This is a genomic window from Treponema socranskii subsp. buccale (assembly GCF_024181585.1).
GTDB classification, from domain to species: Bacteria; Spirochaetota; Spirochaetia; order Treponematales; family Treponemataceae; genus Treponema_D; species Treponema_D buccale.
In genome coordinates this window covers 1,531,313-1,548,205 of sequence record NZ_CP054258.1, presented here as the reverse complement: position 1 = coordinate 1,548,205, position 16,893 = coordinate 1,531,313, and the positions used below count along the sequence as shown (strand labels likewise).

Here is a 16,893-nt window from a genome sequence, read left to right as displayed (position 1 = left end):
CCTTGCCTCTCGAGCGAGCGGAAATCCGCTTTTACGATTTTACGATCGCGGCTGTAAGCGAATCCGTCCGCCACCATACGACGCGCGCTTTTTCTTTTTCGATAAACAGTGCTGAAATGATGCCGCTGTCCGACAGCGAAAGCACGTAGTAGAGGATGTCGTCGTGCATCACAGTGAAATGCCGCTTGATAACCTTTTGACCGGAAGGCTGCACCATTTCGATACCGAAACCCGTATCCGTCGAAATGATAAAAAATAACCAGCCGCTGTTCGAAACGCCGAGGAAATCATAGGGCAGGCGGAACACGAGTTTGCCGTAATCGGCGGAAACCGTCTCTTCGTAGGGAGGGACTGCGACGGGGCTGCCGTATTTGCCGGTTTCCACGGTGAGCGGAAATATATAGGTTTTTACAAAATCGATGCCCGCTTCGGTTTTGGAATCTTCGTCGATGCGCGGCTCATAGTAATCGACTTTGACAAAAAGCTTCCTCGACGTACAGTCGGGTATGACGTCTTGCAAAACGGAAATACCGTTTGCGCCCGCTTTGGCGTCGGGCATCTTCGGCGCGTCTTTTGTTAAAATCGGAATTTGATACATGAGAAATCCCGCTTCGGAAAACCAATAGACGATCGTTCCTTCCGTGGTGAGGCAGACGACGACGAGTTCGTCGCTCGATGTCGTATAGATGTTTTTTATAAACGGAAAGGGAGTACCGCCGATGCCCTGCTGTCCGATATAATCTTCCGACGTACCGTCGCTTGCAAAGCGCAGGATGATTTGGCTGTACAAAAGCGTTCCTTTTTCGTTTTCTTCCTGCCGCTCTTTCGGCATCGTGCTTACGACGTACATGCGTTTTCGCGAGTCGACGGCGATCGCACCGGGATTGTTGAAAGGGTAGGCTATCGCTTTGCGTTTGCTCGCCGCACCCTCGTGAGTTCGGGGTTCGGATGCGTCTTCCGTTTCGTTGTAGTACAGCGTCAAAAGATCGCCGTACGAATTGAGCTCCATAATCTTTTGAGCTTCACCGTTTGCGATGTAAAAAAAACCGTCGCGCATCGTCATGCTCGTATGTACGTTTCCGATATCCGCAAGGTCGAACATATTGAGCTGGTCTTCAAAGCGTCCGTATGAAAGCGAAAAGAGTTCGTCTTCTTTTACCGATTCGACCGACGGCGAATTTTTGCAGGAAAAAAAGCAGACGGAAACGACGATCATACATGCGGCGATTTTTTTCATCATGCGTCCAGCATAAACATTGATTTTCGTCTTGTCAATGCACTGCAAAATATCGTATATTTATAGGTATGTTTATCGATAAGATCCTTACGTTTTTCTTCGGCTCTCAAAACGAACGAGATGTCAAAGCGCTCGCTCCGATCCTCGCAAAAGTGAACGAAAAAGAGAGCTGGGCAAAATCTCTTTCGGCGGAAGATTTTCCGAAACAGACCGCGATTTTTAAAGAGCGCCTTGCAAAAGGCGAAACGCTCGACGACATACTTCCCGAAGCTTTTGCGCTCGCGCGCGAAGCGTCGTTCCGCGTATTGGGCGAACGTCCCTACGACGTGCAGATCATGGGTGCGCTCGTGCTGCATTCGGGGCGCATTTCCGAAATGAAAACGGGCGAAGGCAAAACGCTTATGTGCGTCGCGGCCGCCTATTTGAACAGCCTTTCGGGAAAGGGCGTGCACATCGTTACGGTAAACGACTACCTCGCAGGGCGCGATGCCGAATGGATGCGGCCCGTGTACGCGTACATGGGGCAAACCGTCGGTACGATCCTTTCGGATATGGACAACGCTGCAAGGAAAGCGGCGTACGACTGCGACATCACCTACGGGACGAACAACGAACTCGGTTTCGATTATCTCCGCGACAATATGCAGATAGAGCTTTCGCAAAAAGTGCAGCGCGGATTCAGCTTTTGTATCGTCGACGAAATCGACTCGATTTTGATCGACGAAGCGCGCACGCCTCTTATCATCAGCGGGCAGGGTGAAGACGACACGTACAAGTATCACGAAGTCGATAAATATGTCGGGCAGCTTGTCGAAGTGGAAAAGGATCCCGTCACGGGGCTCTATCCCGACGAAGTGAACATGGAGCCTGAGCAGCGGAAAAATATCAAAGGCGATTACACGCTCGATGAAAAATCGAAGCGCGTGTCGTTTACCGACGCGGGTATGAACCACATCGATGCAATTCTCCATCAGCACAATTTGATAACGGGAACCGTCTTCGATGAAAATAATTTCGAATACGTGCACTATTTTACGCAGGCGGTACGGGCTCACCGCTTGTACAAAAACGACGTCGATTACCTTGTCAAAGACGGACAAGTGCAGATCGTCGACGAATTTACCGGCCGTATCCTCGAAGGCAGGCGCTACGGCGACGGGCTGCATCAGGCGATCGAAGCGAAAGAGCATTTGCGCATCGCACAGCGAAACCGAACGCTTGCGACGATCACCTTTCAGAATTTTTTCCGCATGTACGACAAGCTTTCCGGCATGACCGGAACGGCGGCGACGGAAGCGGTCGAATTCAATAAAATTTACAAACTCGACGTCGTTTCCATTCCGACGAATAAACCGGTTATCCGAAAAGACGAAAACGACGAAGTCTACCTCAACGAAAGCGACAAGTGGACGGCGATCTGCGACGAAATCGCCGCGGCTCACGCAAAGGGACAGCCCGTACTCGTAGGTACCGTTTCCGTAGAAAAATCGGAACACCTTTCGGCGATGCTCACGCGCAAAGGAGTCCGCCACGAAGTGTTGAACGCAAAAAATCACGCGCGGGAAGCGCTCATCATAGCCGAAGCGGGTGCAAAAGGCGCGGTGACGATCGCAACGAATATGGCCGGACGCGGTACCGATATCAAACTCGGAGGCAATCCCGAATTCCGCGCACAAAAAAGAGCCGGAACGAATGCAACGCCCGAACAATACGATGCCGCTTACAAAATCGAAAAAGAGCAGTGGAAAAAAGATTACGAAGACGTAAAAGCTTCGGGCGGATTGTACGTCATCGGCTCCGAACGTCACGAAAGCCGGCGTATCGACAATCAGCTGCGCGGCCGTTCCGGACGTCAGGGTGATCCCGGTCGCAGCAAATTCTTTATTTCGATGGACGACGATCTCATGCGATTGTTCGGCGGCGAGCGCATGAAAGTGATGATGAGCAGGATCGGCATGAAGCCCGGAGAGCCGATCGATCACCCGTGGCTGAACCGCGGCATTAAAAAAGCGCAGGAAAAAGTCGAAGACAGAAACTTTGAAATCCGCAAAAACCTGCTCGACTACGACGATGTTTTAAACGAACAGCGCGGCGTCGTCTACAAACAGCGAGACAGCATTCTCGCCGACGAAAACCTTTCCGTGCGCGTTATGAACAATGCAAAAGACGCCGTAAACGATATCTTCGACGAATACGAACTGCACACGAAAAAGCAAAAGGACGCCGCTTTGGCGGAGCTCAACGATCGCATCAGAAATATGTTCGGTATTCAATTGGCGTCCGAACAGCTTTCGCGCGAAACGCTCGAATCGATGCTGCAAAACGATTTGACGGAAAAGGAAACGCTCGCCGGCAAAGAAAACCTCAACATGTTTATCCGCTACCAGTACGTGCAGACGATCGACAAAAAATGGCTCGATCAGCTCGAAGAGCTCGAAAGTCTGCGCGATGCGGTGCACTTGCGCTCCTACGGCAGCAAAAATCCGCTTACCGAATATAAGATCGACGGTTTTAATATTTTCGACGAAATGATGGATTCGATCCGGACGACCGTTATGTCGCGCGTATTCAAAGTGCGCATCCAGCTTTCGCCGGCTGCAGCAGAAGCGCGAAGGAGGATGAGCTCTCGCGATATGAGCGCGCAGCATTCCGAAGCCGCGTCTTTTGCAGGAGGAGCGTCGGGCGAAGCGCAACGGGAAGCTTCCATGCAGATGAGCGGAGATGCCGCTCGGAGGGCCGCCGCAGGCGGTGCGATGCAAAAGCACACGCAGGGGCAATCGGTAACCGTTCGCCGCACGATGCCGAAAATCGGCCGAAACGATCCCTGTCCCTGCGGCTCCGGGAAGAAGTATAAAAATTGCCACGGGCGTAACGGATAGTAAAAGCACGGGGCAATTTTCATCAATTGATGCGCGCCGGCGCATCTCCTTTGCATGGGCGTAACTGATAACAGAGTCCGTGACAGTTCTCGTCAATGATGCGCGGCAGCGCATCTCCCTTGCACGGAAGAAACGGATAGTAAAAGCACGGGGCAATTTTCGTATATGATGCGCGGCGAGCGCATCTCCTTTGCATGGGCGTAACTGATAACAGAGTCCGTGACAGTTCTCGTCAATGATGCGCGGCAGCGCATCTCCGTCGATGAGTACTATCGTAACTATGACTTTAGATGAGATAAAAAAATTGCCTCCTTTGTCGGAAAAGAGAAAAAAAGAAATGGAAGATTTTAAAAATAAAGATTTTTCCGATTGTCCCAAGCTGACACGAGATGAACTCTCGGAATTCAAGCCGTGGTATACAATTCATCCCGAATGGGCGGAAACGGAAAAAGCCGATAGCGAAAATTTAAAGATATCCGTTCCGCGATAAAAAATCGCTTCTTAAATTTTCGGAACACTTTTACATGTGTACCGTCTAAGGACGCGCAATTCCTCGCTCACCGGCGGTACACGATGTCTTCCCAATCGACGCCTGCTCCAGCGCGGACGTCCCGTGAAAGGCGCGCGTTTACAATCGTTTCAAAGTATTCCGGAGAAATGCCGGGCGTGAGCGTTTTTTCGGTACGGAGGACTGCGATATCGTTTTCTTCGACGACGCTGCCGGCTTTCATCGCGTGCATAAAATGGAGCGAGCGGTTCGTCCTTCCGTAGTTTTCGATTTCCGACAGCGCAAGCGTTTTGATTCCCGTGCCGAGAACTTCACGTACTTTTTTTCTGCCGTATTGTTCGCGCATCTCTTTGAGTATGCGCGCCGCTCCGCGTTTATCGCCGTAGCGTCGTTTTGCCGCTTCACATTGGCGGAGTGCACGTACCATCAGGGCGAACTGTTCGGCTTCAAGCGCGACGGGGTCGTCGAGTCCGTCAGTCTTTTTGCTCAGCGTGATGTGCTTTTCGGTCATAACGCTTCCGTATGCGGCCGCCAGGACGGGAACGAGGACGGGATCGAGGGAGTGATCGCTGATGCCGCAGGGCACGCCGAATATATCGTGCAGCGTGGAAACGAGGCGCACGTTGTATTCGGTTTCGGGAGCGGGGTAGCTTGTGATGCAGTGTAGCAGCGTGACGTTTTCTTTTCCGACGATGTCGAGAGAGCGTTCGATGTCGGCGAGCTTTGAAACGCCGCTTGAAAGGATGACGGGGACGACGGCATCTCCGAGCGCTTTTTGCACCGTACGGAAATCCGACAAAGCTCTCAAAAGCGGGATGTGATTCAATTCGGGAGATGCGATTTTTACGGCGTCGGGTTTAAGCGCAAGCAGTTCGCGGAGGCTTTTGAGACCGAACGGCGAGCAGATGAAAAGGAGTTTTTTTTTGTGCGCATACGCCATCGCCGATTTAAAAAAATCGATCGGCACTTCGAGCGCTTTAAATCGATCGTAGAGCTTTATTTTTCCGCCCGGCAAATCGACCGTTCCCGTATCGGGGTGCAGGATTTCATCCGCATACACCCATTGAAATTTTACGGCATCGGCTCCTGCAAAAAAAGCCGCGTCGATGAGCTTTTTCGCCTTTGCAAGCGAGCCTCCGTGTGCCGTTCCTATTTCCGCGATGATCATACCGAAACTATAGCGATTATCGAAGCGGCTGTCGAGAATGAAAAAATATATGATGCACCGGTTTTTAGAGAATATAATTTCCGGTACCCCCTTTGCCTGCAAACGATTTTCATATCGTTGACAGACAGGTTCGTTTTATGCTATAGTTACAAAACAATCATTATTCAGTAATTTTTTTTCAGAGGAGTTCGATAAACCATGTCAGGACACAGTAAATGGTCAACGATTAAACATGCAAAGGGAATCGCCGACGCAAAACGCGGTCAAATGTTTACAAAATTCATTAAGGAAATTTCAATCGCTGCGCGCATGGGCGGCGGAGACCCGAACTCGAATCCCAGACTCCGCACCGCCATCTTAAAAGCGCGTGCGTCGAGTATGCCGAAAGACAATATCGAACGCGCGATCAAAAAAGGCACCGGCGAAACGGACGGAAAAACCTACGAAGAGCTCGTCTACGAAGGATACGGACCGGGCGGAGTTGCCGTCCTCGTCGAAACGCTTACCGACAATAAAAACCGCGCGGCAGCCGACGTGCGCAACATCTTCGACAAAAACGGCGGAAAGCTCGGCGTAACCGGTTCGGTTTCCCGTATGTTCGCACGCAAAGGCACGATCGAATACGACGCCGAAAAAGTATCGGAAGATACGGTTATGGAAGTCGGTCTCGAAGCAGGCGCCGACGATATCGTAAACGACGGCGGTATCATCACCGTAACGACCGATCCTTCCGCTTTCGACGGCGTGCTCGAAGCGCTTCAGGAAAAGGGACTCGAGTCGCTTTCCGCGCAAGTGGGCATGGTCGCCGATACGAACGCGCAAGTCGACGCGGCGACGGCCGAAAAAGTGCAAAAGCTCATCGACAAGCTTGAAGAAAACGACGACGTACAAAACGTGTATACGAACGTCGAATACCCCGAAGATTTTGAACCTGCAGAGTAAAATCGATTCGATTTTTGCCGCTTGCTTTTTCATCGCGAGCGGTATGCACGAACCTCTGAAAACCGTATCCGGTTTTCGGAGGTTTTTTTGTTAGGAAACGATTATGTTTTTGAAGCAGGAGATAGAGTTTGATAAAGTAGTTGCAGCACTTATTGTTCGGACTGAAGGAGTAATATGATGAAACAGCCATTATCGGTTGTTACAATTTTTTTATGTACATTTCAAATCATATTTGCACAAGCGCCCGAACTGAAAAACATGATGCCGAACAGTTGGCAAAAATTAACACGATTGAGCGAACAGGAAGAAAAAGAGTTTTTTGAAAAAGATGAAGTAAGAGAAGCAATTCTAAGTATTGATAATTATTTTTTCAGAAAAAAGAAAATTGAAGAAATGCACTATCAGGTCTTTACGGAGACAAATTGCGGATTGCAGTTTTACAGATTTTTGATCAGCGTCAGCCCATTGGAAAGTATTTATACTACAGAGTATAAAAATAAAACAATAAGTAAAGAAGAATGCTTCAAAATGCAGGGGGAAGAGAACTGTATTTGGCAGATTGTATTTTTAAAAAATAAGAATACTGTTCTACAAGAAATATTGATCCGCCCATATTCGCAGTATTGGGTTTCTCAGGGAGAATGGGAAGGCTATCTTTTTAATGATTTGATGATAAAACCTCTTAATAAAAACGGAATAGGATTTTTCATAACGGAAGTTAGCGTCGCTTTTATTGCAGACAGGAAAAAAATAAATGAAAACATTGTTCCTATAACGTATCATACCTGTAAAAAGCAAATAGATGCATCATCTTCTACATGGTTTTCAAAATATAATATAAACGACGATATCACAAGTGCTTGGAGTAAAGAAGGTATAAACATACAGGCTTCAGAATCTCTGTTTGACCCGAAATGTCCGCTCAAATACAGTATACAAAATGCTTTTGACGGAAATCCTGCAACAAGCTATGTAGAAAATACCGAAGATGATTTATTTTTAATTGAAATAGGTTTTTCTGGAAAATTTGAAAAACTCGCAATAATAAACGGTTATGCATTGAATACTTCCTTATACAAAGCAAATAATAGGGTAAAATGTTTAAGTGGCGATATTGAATTTTCAGATGATAATATGAATTATCAGATTATAAAATGCTTAGGCAATTATCTTCCGTTTGATGGAATATACAATGGCGAAAAATATAACGATACATGTATTGCAGAATTAAATTTATATGTAAATAAAAGTTGGCTTTTTGGAAAGATAAATGAGTGAAATATTTTATAAACGGAACTTAGCCGTTCCTTTTTTTACGCAACGAGATAATACGTATCAAGCCGCCGTCTTCGGTGACGGCATTTGACTTGATTCGTTTTCAAAATTCGCCGTTCATTGATGTATGATACGGTGCGTATATCGGGAAAATTTGCCGATATGATAGATATGGGTAAATCTCTTAGCCTCCTGCCGCTTTTTGTTTTTTTCTCCGCTTTTCTTTTTCCGCAGACGGAACTCGATGCGCGCACGATCGCCGCTATGTACGGCTGGGACTACGTGAGCGTTCCCGAACGGGAGACGGTAAACTTTCCCGTATTGCTCGAAGGCATTTGGACGGGCGGCGACCGCTACGTATTTTTTGTGCCGAACGGTTCAGACGAAACGGAGAAAGACGGCGAAAGAGCTGCTTTGCGGGGTGAAATTTCGACCGAGATCGCTCGTGGTGCACAAAGCTCGTCGAAAAATGCGAAAATTACGCCGACCGATATCGCCCTCATCTTAAAAACGTATTACGGCTGGTTTTACGACAGGGCTGCAGAGCCCGAGGCCTTTGCATCTCAGTCCGAACGATTTTTGTGTACGGCGACGACAAAAGAAGCCGAGCGCCTTACGGTGACGGCGGAAGACCTTTTAAATCGTCCCCCGCGCTACGATACGAACGGAAATGCCCTGCCTTACGAGAGCGGCGCGTGGGAACTCGTCGTCAAATACAACGGCAAAAAGAAATACGAAACGCGCATCCCCGTCGCCGTCATCGGAAACGAACTCTATCTCGATTTCGTGCTCCGTTTCGATTCGGAAGACCGTCCCGCCCCCTCCGGCGGCGAGCTTAGGGGCTATTGGCAGGGCGTGTGCAAGCGGGAGAGCATAGGTCTTGCACCCTATCCGAGGGCGCCTGAAATACGCTCGTACTATGTAAGCGATGACGGTATGTACGTGCTCCGCTTTTGGGAAACGACGATGCCGTACACGGACGCACTCGCGTCCTTCGACGACACGGATAAAACTTTTTCCGTCGCAAAGCATATCGTTTCGAGTGCGAGCGTTTTTACCTGCGTGACGGGACGAAGCAATCGCATCAGAAATATCGTAAAGACGCCGCTCGATTTCGGCGATTACAAGCTCGATGAAACGGGGACGATCTGTGTTTTCGGAAAACCGTATATGACGAAAGTGCTCGGCAAAGACAGCGCGCCGCACTTGATGCAAATCGTCGCCGAAGCGAACTCGCGCCGAAAAGATCCGCCGCCTCCGCTTTTTCCTCCGAGCGATTTGAATTGGCATTGGGATCTCATCGCCCTTCTTGAAAAAGACAATACGCTCGTGAAGGAAGTCCGCTTGAGGCAGCGCGCATTTGCCGAAACGAAAGGCGAGGGCGGGAAAATCGATGCGCTTGCGGCATCCATGTACGGCACGCATTTGAAGCTTCAGGAAGACGCGCTGAAAATTTCCGATGAAGCGCGAAAAAAGGCGCAAAAAGAAGCCGGACGGTGAGCTCTGAATACCGCGGGCGTGCGGCGATTTTTACTTCGTCCTTGTGAGCTCTTTTTTCCCCTGAAGCTTATTTTTTATCCCCAGCACGCTCCGCTTTGCGTTATACGATTCGACGCGCGCTTTTATATCGCGGTAATTTTCGGGATAATACGCATACTTACGGACGAGGCGGCGCACTCCGTCTTTTACGCCGTAAAGGCGCAGTTCGTCGAAAGGCGGGTCTGAAGCGAATACGCTCCCGTCGACGATCGACGAAAGACCGTTTATCGCTATCCAATTTTCTTTGAGCTTCCGCCCTTCGCGCATCGGAGCGTCGAGCGGCACGGCGATATAATCGCTTTCGCTTCGATAGGTTCTGTGATGCGATTTTGCGCGGTATCTTTCGAGGATGAGTTTTTCGTAGCCGAGTTTATCGAGCTTTTTTGCGCCTTCATACGTTTGAATATCCGCACGCCATTTGAGTTCCCGAACGTTGATGACGACCGAAGCGGCTGCGGCCGAAAAAACGAGAGAGGCGATAATGCCGAGCAGTACCGTCACGCTTCGAGTCCCGGAATCTTTTGCCTGAGCGATTTTAAAAACTTCGCGCCGTTTACCCCTTCGCGAAGACATGCAAAGAGACAATTGTCGCCTGCAACGGTGCCGAGTATATCGTCCAAGTCCATATTGTCGAGCGCGTTGCTGACCGTATTCGCGTGTCCCGGAAAAGTTTTAATGACGACGATATTGCCCGAACAGTCTATGCTGATATAACCGCGCAAAAAATCCTGAATGTAAATCTTTTCCGCTTCCGTGCGCTCTTCTTCTTTTTCGAGCGTGTAGATATAGCCGCCTTTTCCGTCGCTCATTTTTCCGACTTTGAGCAGTTTCAAATCGCGCGAAAGAGTCGCCTGCGTCACATCGTATCCCGCTTTTTGCAAGTGGGCGAGCAGCGATTCCTGACTTTCGATCCTGTTGTTTTTAATAAGTTTTTCTGTCGCGGCAAGCCGCGCACGCCTTTCTTTTACAGCCATCGTATATTGTATACCTCATTTTCGCCGAACATACAATCGGACAATTCAGGGCGACTTTTTGCGATTGCATCGCAAAAACCGGGCTTTGCGGGGTTCCGGCTTTCGCCTTCATTCCTCCTCTCGCCTCCGGCTCGCTTCGGAACTTTCGCCCCTCCAATCCCTGTCGCATTAAAACCCGCATTCGACCAATACTTTTTCAATGCAGTTCGACGTAGGTTTTTCCCGCTCCTCCGTCTTCGGGAGGTGCAAAACGGAACGCTTTTACGCCCGCACAGTGCGAAAGATAATTTTGCACCGCCTGCTGCAGCACGCCGTTTCCCTTTCCGTGTATGACGCTGAAGCGCTTAAAATCGTGAATTGTGCAGAGGTCGAGCTGCCGTTCGAGGGCGGCGATCGCTTCGGCTTCGCGGAGTCCCAAAAGACGCAGTTCGAAGGCCGGATGTTCGCCCGCATCTTCACGATTCGTTTCGACGGTGACAAGCGGTGCGGATGAAAGCGAGAGCGAAGCGGCGGGCGTCAAATCTTTTTGCTTCATTTCGATTTTTATCGAACCGAACTGTACGAGAAATCTTTCCTTGCCCGTGCGCGAAAGGATCGTGCCGCTCATACGTTTTTCACCTGCAATGACGGCAGTCCCCGGTTCAAAAGACGGCGCTTTGCTTTTCGTTTCGTTTGCATTGCCCGCGCTTCGGAGCGCGCGGAGCGCTTCGGCGTTTTTCACGCGGCGTTTTGTCGGTTTCGCGCTTTTCGGGTGCGGCATCGGAGTGATATTTTTAAATGCGTTTTGCGCATCGGAAAGTTTTTCGCCTTTTTCGTCGAGCTCTTTTTTTTGCGAGGCGACCGCTTCCGTCAATTCGTCGATATAGCGTTTTACCGCGAGCGTTTTTTCCCTCGTGATTTCGCCCTCTCTGATGACGCGAACGAGATTTTCAAGGCGTTTTCGGCTTTCCGAAAGAAAAGCTTCGGCTTTTTCGTGCGCCGCCTCTTGCAGTTCCTGCTCCTTTTGCCGGTTTTCGAGCTCTTTTGCATCGAGAACGTATTGTCTTTCCGCAAGTTCCGCTTCTTTCCGACGGCAGTCTTGCACGAGAGCATCGGCTTCGGCGTGCTTTGCCGTAAGCCCCGCGATAAGGGCGGAAATATCGGCCGTATTTCCCGCGATATACTCTCTCGCTTTTTCGACGACGGAAGGAGGGAGACCGCTTTTTTGCGCGATGTCGAGGGCGCGGCTTTCGCCCGGAACGCCCATGAGTATGCGATAAGTCGGCGCGAGGGTTTTCCCGTCGAACTCGGCCGACGCGTTGATGCAGCTTTCGTGCGTCCATCCGTAATTTTTGAGTACGCCCTGATGCGTCGTTACGAGCGTAAACGCTTTTTTTTCGATAAGCGCGTCGAGAACCGCCATGCCGATCGCAGCACCTTCCTGCGGATCGGTACCGCTTCCGAGTTCGTCGAGGAGGACGAGGCTTTTTTCGCCGCATTCGGCGATCGCGCGCGCGATGTTTTTCATGTGAGAGCCGAACGTCGAAAGCGACGAGTCGATCGATTGTCCGTCGCCTATGTCGGCAAACACTTTATCGAAGATCGCAAGACGTGAGCCTTCCGCTGCGGGAATCGGAAAGCCGCTTTGGTTCAAAAGCGAAAAGAGCGCTATCGTTTTGAGCGTAACCGTTTTGCCGCCGGTATTCGGCCCCGTAATTATTAAAACTCTTTTTCCGCTCATAAAGCGCACGTCTATCGGCACCGCTTTTTCTCCGAGCAGGGGATGGCGCGCTTGAAGCAGCGTGAGCGCATCTTTTTTTCCGCAGGGAAGCGCATAGGTCGCGTGGTGTTCGCCGCCCCATTTCGCCCTCGCATAAGCTTCGTCGATCGCGATCATAGAAGGAAGAGCCGCTTCAAATAGGGGCACATAAGGCGCAAGCGATGCGGTAAGCTTTTTCAAAATCGCTTTGACCGCGATCTGAAGATTCGCCTCTTCTTCGAGCAGTTCGTTTCCCGTCCGAACCGATTCTTCCGGTTCAATGTATACGGTTTGCCCCGATTGCGACACTTCGTGCACGATACCCGCAATGCGACTTCTGTGAGAAGCTTTGACCGCAAGCACTTGATGACCCGAACGGAGAGCGGGCACCGTCGATTCGAGGGCGGAGGAAAGCTTTTGATTTCCCGTATACGAACGCATGATGCTTTGAATTTTTTTATTGAGGTTTGCGATTTTGGTTTTTATTTCGCGGAGTTCGGGAAGATCTTTCAGCTCTCCGTCGGAAGCTACGACGCGTGCGATCTCGGACGCGGGCTTCGCTAAATCGGGAAGGCGTCGGACGGTTTCGGAAAGCGTTTCTATCGAAAGCTCTTTTTCGGCTCCCTCGATGGATGACGAAAGTTTTTTGACCGAAGCGCAAAAGAGCGAAAGCGTGTGAAACTCTTCGACGGAAAGAGAAGCGCCAGGAACGCTTATACGAGAAAAAAGAGGAGCGACCGGAGGCCACGAAAAAAGCGCGATTCCGAACGAAGATGAGTTGTATGCGCTCCAATCGCGGCTTATATTTTTCAGCGCTTCGATTTTCGCTTCGTCCGTAAGCGGAAGCCGCTGGCAAAAACTCTTTTTCCCCTCTTCGCTTACGCAGTAGACGGACGCTTCGTCTCTGATACGGAAATAGTCGAGCTCGGAAAGTGCTGATGCGTCCATGTTAATCTTCCCAGCTTTGCGATTTTATTTCATCCTTTATACGCATCCAGCTTTCATAGCGTTCTTCGGTGATGACGCCCGCGTACACGGCTTCGAGGATTTTGCAGCCGGGCTCCGCCGTATGCGTACAGCTCATGCCGAATGTACAGCTGCCGACGATCGGTTTGAACTCGCGAAAATAAAGCGCCAAATCTTCCGCTGCAATGTCGTGCAGCACAAAGCGGCGGATACCCGGCGTATCGATGATCGAAGCCTCATCTCCCTCTCGTCCGGTAAAGCGCTTATCGATGGCGATCGTATTGAGCGAACCCTTCGTCGTCGTATGAGCGCCGCGCTCGTATTTTCGGCTTAAATCTCCCGTGCGGAGCGCTTCGTTTCCCGCAAGCGCGTTTATAAGGCTCGACTTTCCGACGCCCGACTGCCCGACAAAGGCTGCAACGCGTCCTGAAAGAAAGCGCGCCAATGCATCGAGACCCGCACCCGTTTTTGCCGAAACATACAATACCGCATATCCGAGGTCTTCCCATATTTTCGCTCTCGCTTGAAAATCGATGTCGTCACCGGCTGCGAGGTCGCATTTATTACATACGATAATCGGTTCGAGATTTTGACATTCGGCTTGCGCGAGTTCGCGGTCGATAAAACGCGGGCGAAACGGCGGTTCGTCGGGCGTCGTCACCAAAACGATAAAATCGAGATTCGCCGCAAGAAGCTGCGGACATTTGCGTTTGACGTTCCAGCGCACAAACGAGTTTTTACGCGGCACGAGCGAGAGTATCTGCCCCTTCGAAGAATCGAGCTTATCGGTTTCGACTTCCACAATGTCGCCGGGAGCAAGCGGGTTGTAAAACCGGTCTTCGCTTTTTAATATCTTTCCTTTGAGCGAACACGAGCGCGGTTTTCCGTCAGTGCAGCGCACCGTAAAAAAATTATTCGTTCCGTCGACGACCGTTCCCTGCATAAAAATATCGTAATAAAAAGGACGCGATTTTGCAAGCGGGGTATATCGTTTTACCCGATCCGCCCGCAAAAAGCCGCCTGCACGGTAAAAGTCTTTTTTATATCCCCTCCGGTTTCCCGCCTGAACGAGCCGAAGCGATCGTCGCATTTCGTACAGTCGTCGCATATGACGACGTTTTCATCGAGTATGCCTGCTTTTTCGAGGAGAAAAAGATTCGCTTTTTCAAGCGAAAGCCGGTAGCGTTTTGTCCCGTCGTATTCGCTTACACAGTCTTCACAAAAGTTCTTTTTAAAATACGAAGCGCGTTCTTCGTCAACGATATAACAGCAGTTTCGTATATGAGGTCCGAGTGCGACCGAAATGCGGCGCGGATTTCCTTTGTATATCTTTTTTATCATGTTTATCGCTTCGCTGACGATGCCCGTTCCCTTCCATCCCGAATGAACGACGCCGAATACGCCGCATTCGCGTTCATAAAAAAATATCGGCATACAGTCCGCTGCCGTAACGACCGGCATGAGCAGTGCGTTTACCGTCAATATGCCGTCGCCCTGCAAGCCGTAAGTATCGCCTGCGGAAGAGACTGCGTATACGGTTTTTGAATGGATGAGTTCGAGCGGAACGATTTCGTACCGAACGTTTTCCTGAAAATCGCTTCGCTTTGAAACGATTTCTTTTAGAAGAGCATCGCGCGCTTCATTCGTTTCATCCCATCGGAATCGCATGCTTCCCGCCTTTTTGAGCGTCATGCCCCAGCGAAACGCATCACCGATAAGGGGGTTTCCGCCCGCATAAAAAGGTTGTATGGCGTAGCGATCCGGGCAGGCGAGGGTGATGTGTTTCATTGTCTGCCTGCCGTACCGGAAGATGCTTCACTCGGCAGATCGAAGGGTTCTATTTCCGCCAGAAGTTTGAACGCGTTTTGCAGCAGGTTTCGCACGTCGAGCATTTTATCCCGGAAATCCTGATTTTCCCGTCCTTGGATCGTCATAAGATTTTGCAAGGCATCGTATTCGCCGCTTTTACTTTCGTTAAAGATACCTGAAAAGATATTTTCGATAGTACGGCAGGACGAACAGAATGTACGTGCGAGGGTGCGGACTTCGCCTTCCATCCTGATCATGAGAGAATCGATGCGCGCCTGTCCCTGCAGCGAGCGCAGATGTTCCGCTGCCGTATCTTCGAATACGATTCCCCTTGTACCGCGCGGTGAAAGCGAGTCGGCAAACGCTTCGATTTTTTTGTTTACCGCCGAAAAATCGTTGACCGCTTCGGAAAACTCGATACGGTTTTCATTTTTTAAAAATATTCCTTCGAGCATCAACGTCGTAAGCGTCGGGATCGCATCCTGATATTTATGTGCGGCGAACCACGCTAAAAATCCCGCCGTTGTTTCGCAGCGGAAGGGAATGCCGCCCCACAACGAAGTCCACGGACGATAGGGCAGTTCGGGAAATTCTTTGAGATCGAAGTATGCCGTAAGCGTATCGAGAAGCTGATGTTTTTTTCTGTCCGCAAGCCATGCATTCCATCTCTCGTCAAAGGCCGCTTTCCACTGTCCGCGGAATTTTATCATCCAGTCTTCCGCTCCTCCGAATGCATCGGGAAACCACGTGCAGTTTCCGTATATGATGCGCCCGAGCGCAACGATGGGAACGGTTCCCATAAACATTCGTATTCCCGAAAGCATTGACGCAGATTTCGTTAAAAATTCCCGCAGTGCATTTTCCGCATCGATATCGAGTGAAATCGCTCTCATCGTTTTTTTTCGTACAAAGAAAAAGATGCATTGCAGGAGTTCGTTTGAAATCGGAACACCGTTCGAAAGTACACGGGCAAAAGCGGCGTAATCGACGAGGGCGTTCGCAAAGGGGCAGGTATGAGAGCTCGATGCAATTGCGGTAAATTGTGCGATAAAGTGGAGATAGGGCAGGGCGGTAAACTGCCTGAGCCATTCGGTACTGCGTACCGCTTCATACATTGCAGCTTTCGATTCTCTTGAAATATCGCGTACGACGGCGTCGAGTTTTCGCATGAGCGAAACGCGAAGTTCATTTGTCAGCGGACGGTCGAACGAAATCGTATACGGATCGGCTTCATTGTCGATGTGTTCGGCAATTTCGGGTGCGATAAAAGTGCTTAAAAACACATAAAATTCGCCGAGTGCATCGTAGACTACGGCGAGATGGGGTTTAAAAAAGGACGCGCAGTCGTGAAGGTCTTTAAGTTTTTCATAAAAGACCGATTCCAAAACGCTGTGAGAAAAATCGATGAGACCCGGATGTGCCCGTGCCGTTTTATGTGCCGTGTCCGCGATAAAATCTTTGTTGTAGAGCGTTTCCCGGCTTTGCGTTGTAAATAAAGATCGCAGCCACAACATAAAGCGATAAAAAAGCGGTTCGGTTTGTATGCGCGCTTCCAGCGTTCTCGTATCCGATATTTCGACTTCGACAGGTTCAAGCGTTTCGGGCGGTGCGGCAAGGTTTTCTTTTTTCAGCTTTTCAAGTAAAAACCGACGTTCTTCGGCGCTTATACCTGAAACGAGTTTATCAAAAGAATTGCCGAATGTTCCGTCTTTGAACATAACTTTGCCAGTGTACTTTATATTCGTTTAAATGTCGAGTTTTCGAAAGTGCCGTTTTGTAATTTGCAAGCGGCGGAAATGATGCGGGGAAGGGGGTACGGTTACCCGTATACCGTTTATATGCAGATATTTCCGGTGCC

Annotated in this window: 13 protein-coding genes; 5 read left to right on the top strand and 8 right to left on the bottom strand. The window is 49.9% G+C overall.

What is annotated here, in order from left to right; genetic code table 11:
• Window positions 1-31: 31 nt before the first annotated feature.
• Window positions 32-1,240 carry an LIC_12708 family protein gene (locus tag HRI97_RS06995; RefSeq protein ID WP_253724764.1) on the bottom strand — a complete coding sequence of 403 codons (1,209 nt, stop codon included), beginning with the start codon at window positions 1,238-1,240 and terminating at the stop codon, window positions 32-34.
• 65 nt (window positions 1,241-1,305) lie between these two features.
• Here HRI97_RS06995 and secA point away from each other — a divergent pair, with 65 nt between their 5' ends.
• Both secA and HRI97_RS06985 read left to right on the top strand, forming a co-directional pair.
• On the top strand, window positions 1,306-4,116 hold the full coding sequence (gene secA, locus HRI97_RS06990) for a preprotein translocase subunit SecA (protein ID WP_253724763.1): 2,811 nt from the start codon (window positions 1,306-1,308) through the stop codon (window positions 4,114-4,116).
• A gap of 280 nt (window positions 4,117-4,396) precedes the next feature.
• The gene (locus HRI97_RS06985; RefSeq protein ID WP_205074969.1) at window positions 4,397-4,606 is read left to right on the top strand and encodes a hypothetical protein; all 210 of its coding nucleotides are present in this window, start codon (window positions 4,397-4,399) and stop codon (window positions 4,604-4,606) included.
• 67 nt (window positions 4,607-4,673) lie between these two features.
• Here the strand turns inward: HRI97_RS06985 and HRI97_RS06980 are convergent, their stop codons facing one another.
• Entirely contained in the window at window positions 4,674-5,792 is a 1,119-nt protein-coding gene (locus HRI97_RS06980; RefSeq protein ID WP_253724761.1) for an N-acetylneuraminate synthase family protein, read from the bottom strand.
• Window positions 5,793-5,990: 198 nt separating this feature from the next.
• Here HRI97_RS06980 and HRI97_RS06975 point away from each other — a divergent pair, with 198 nt between their 5' ends.
• The 3 genes from HRI97_RS06975 (at window position 5,991) to HRI97_RS06965 (ending at window position 9,509) form a co-directional block, all read left to right on the top strand.
• Entirely contained in the window at window positions 5,991-6,734 is a 744-nt protein-coding gene (locus tag HRI97_RS06975) for a YebC/PmpR family DNA-binding transcriptional regulator (protein ID WP_180486068.1), read from the top strand.
• Between the two features lie 177 nt (window positions 6,735-6,911).
• The gene (locus HRI97_RS06970) at window positions 6,912-8,012 is read left to right on the top strand and encodes an NADase-type glycan-binding domain-containing protein (RefSeq protein WP_253724760.1); all 1,101 of its coding nucleotides are present in this window, start codon (window positions 6,912-6,914) and stop codon (window positions 8,010-8,012) included.
• A gap of 168 nt (window positions 8,013-8,180) precedes the next feature.
• Complete coding sequence (locus HRI97_RS06965; protein WP_253724759.1) at window positions 8,181-9,509, top strand: hypothetical protein; 1,329 nt, start codon at window positions 8,181-8,183, stop codon at window positions 9,507-9,509.
• Between the two features lie 30 nt (window positions 9,510-9,539).
• Here HRI97_RS06965 and HRI97_RS06960 read toward each other — a convergent pair whose 3' ends face one another.
• From HRI97_RS06960 to HRI97_RS06935, 6 genes are all read right to left on the bottom strand, one after another.
• The gene (locus HRI97_RS06960) at window positions 9,540-10,049 is read right to left on the bottom strand and encodes a hypothetical protein (RefSeq protein ID WP_253724757.1); all 510 of its coding nucleotides are present in this window, start codon (window positions 10,047-10,049) and stop codon (window positions 9,540-9,542) included.
• Window positions 10,046-10,522, bottom strand: coding sequence for an arginine repressor (locus HRI97_RS06955; RefSeq protein WP_253724756.1), 477 nt, complete (start codon window positions 10,520-10,522; stop codon window positions 10,046-10,048). The genes HRI97_RS06960 and HRI97_RS06955 overlap by 4 nt, the downstream gene beginning before the upstream one ends.
• Window positions 10,523-10,718: 196 nt before the next feature.
• Complete coding sequence (locus HRI97_RS06950) at window positions 10,719-13,208, bottom strand: endonuclease MutS2 (protein WP_253724755.1); 2,490 nt, start codon at window positions 13,206-13,208, stop codon at window positions 10,719-10,721.
• A 1-nt stretch (window position 13,209) separates the two neighbouring features.
• Window positions 13,210-14,169, bottom strand: a complete 960-nt coding sequence (gene rsgA, locus HRI97_RS06945; protein ID WP_253724754.1) for a ribosome small subunit-dependent GTPase A — start codon at window positions 14,167-14,169, stop codon at window positions 13,210-13,212.
• Between the two features lie 50 nt (window positions 14,170-14,219).
• Complete coding sequence (locus HRI97_RS06940; protein WP_253724753.1) at window positions 14,220-15,014, bottom strand: purine nucleoside phosphorylase YfiH/LACC1 family protein; 795 nt, start codon at window positions 15,012-15,014, stop codon at window positions 14,220-14,222.
• Entirely contained in the window at window positions 15,011-16,753 is a 1,743-nt protein-coding gene (locus tag HRI97_RS06935) for a DUF5312 domain-containing protein (RefSeq protein WP_253724752.1), read from the bottom strand. The genes HRI97_RS06940 and HRI97_RS06935 overlap by 4 nt, the downstream gene beginning before the upstream one ends.
• Between the last annotated feature and the right edge of the window lie 140 nt (window positions 16,754-16,893).

What these genes read in the sequence shown, in the direction of transcription:
- HRI97_RS06995 (WP_253724764.1), bottom strand. Translation starts at nt 1,240, where the DNA reads ATGATGAAAAAAATCGCCGCATGTATGATCGTCGTTTCCGTCTGCTTT.
- secA (WP_253724763.1), top strand. Translation starts at nt 1,306, where the DNA reads ATGTTTATCGATAAGATCCTTACGTTTTTCTTCGGCTCTCAAAACGAA.
- HRI97_RS06985 (WP_205074969.1), top strand. Translation starts at nt 4,397, where the DNA reads ATGACTTTAGATGAGATAAAAAAATTGCCTCCTTTGTCGGAAAAGAGA.
- HRI97_RS06980 (WP_253724761.1), bottom strand. Translation starts at nt 5,792, where the DNA reads ATGATCATCGCGGAAATAGGAACGGCACACGGAGGCTCGCTTGCAAAG.
- HRI97_RS06975 (WP_180486068.1), top strand. Translation starts at nt 5,991, where the DNA reads ATGTCAGGACACAGTAAATGGTCAACGATTAAACATGCAAAGGGAATC.
- HRI97_RS06970 (WP_253724760.1), top strand. Translation starts at nt 6,912, where the DNA reads ATGAAACAGCCATTATCGGTTGTTACAATTTTTTTATGTACATTTCAA.
- HRI97_RS06965 (WP_253724759.1), top strand. Translation starts at nt 8,181, where the DNA reads ATGGGTAAATCTCTTAGCCTCCTGCCGCTTTTTGTTTTTTTCTCCGCT.
- HRI97_RS06955 (WP_253724756.1), bottom strand. Translation starts at nt 10,522, where the DNA reads ATGGCTGTAAAAGAAAGGCGTGCGCGGCTTGCCGCGACAGAAAAACTT.
- HRI97_RS06950 (WP_253724755.1), bottom strand. Translation starts at nt 13,208, where the DNA reads ATGGACGCATCAGCACTTTCCGAGCTCGACTATTTCCGTATCAGAGAC.
- rsgA (WP_253724754.1), bottom strand. Translation starts at nt 14,169, where the DNA reads ATGCAGGGAACGGTCGTCGACGGAACGAATAATTTTTTTACGGTGCGC.
- HRI97_RS06940 (WP_253724753.1), bottom strand. Translation starts at nt 15,014, where the DNA reads ATGAAACACATCACCCTCGCCTGCCCGGATCGCTACGCCATACAACCT.
- HRI97_RS06935 (WP_253724752.1), bottom strand. Translation starts at nt 16,753, where the DNA reads ATGTTCAAAGACGGAACATTCGGCAATTCTTTTGATAAACTCGTTTCA.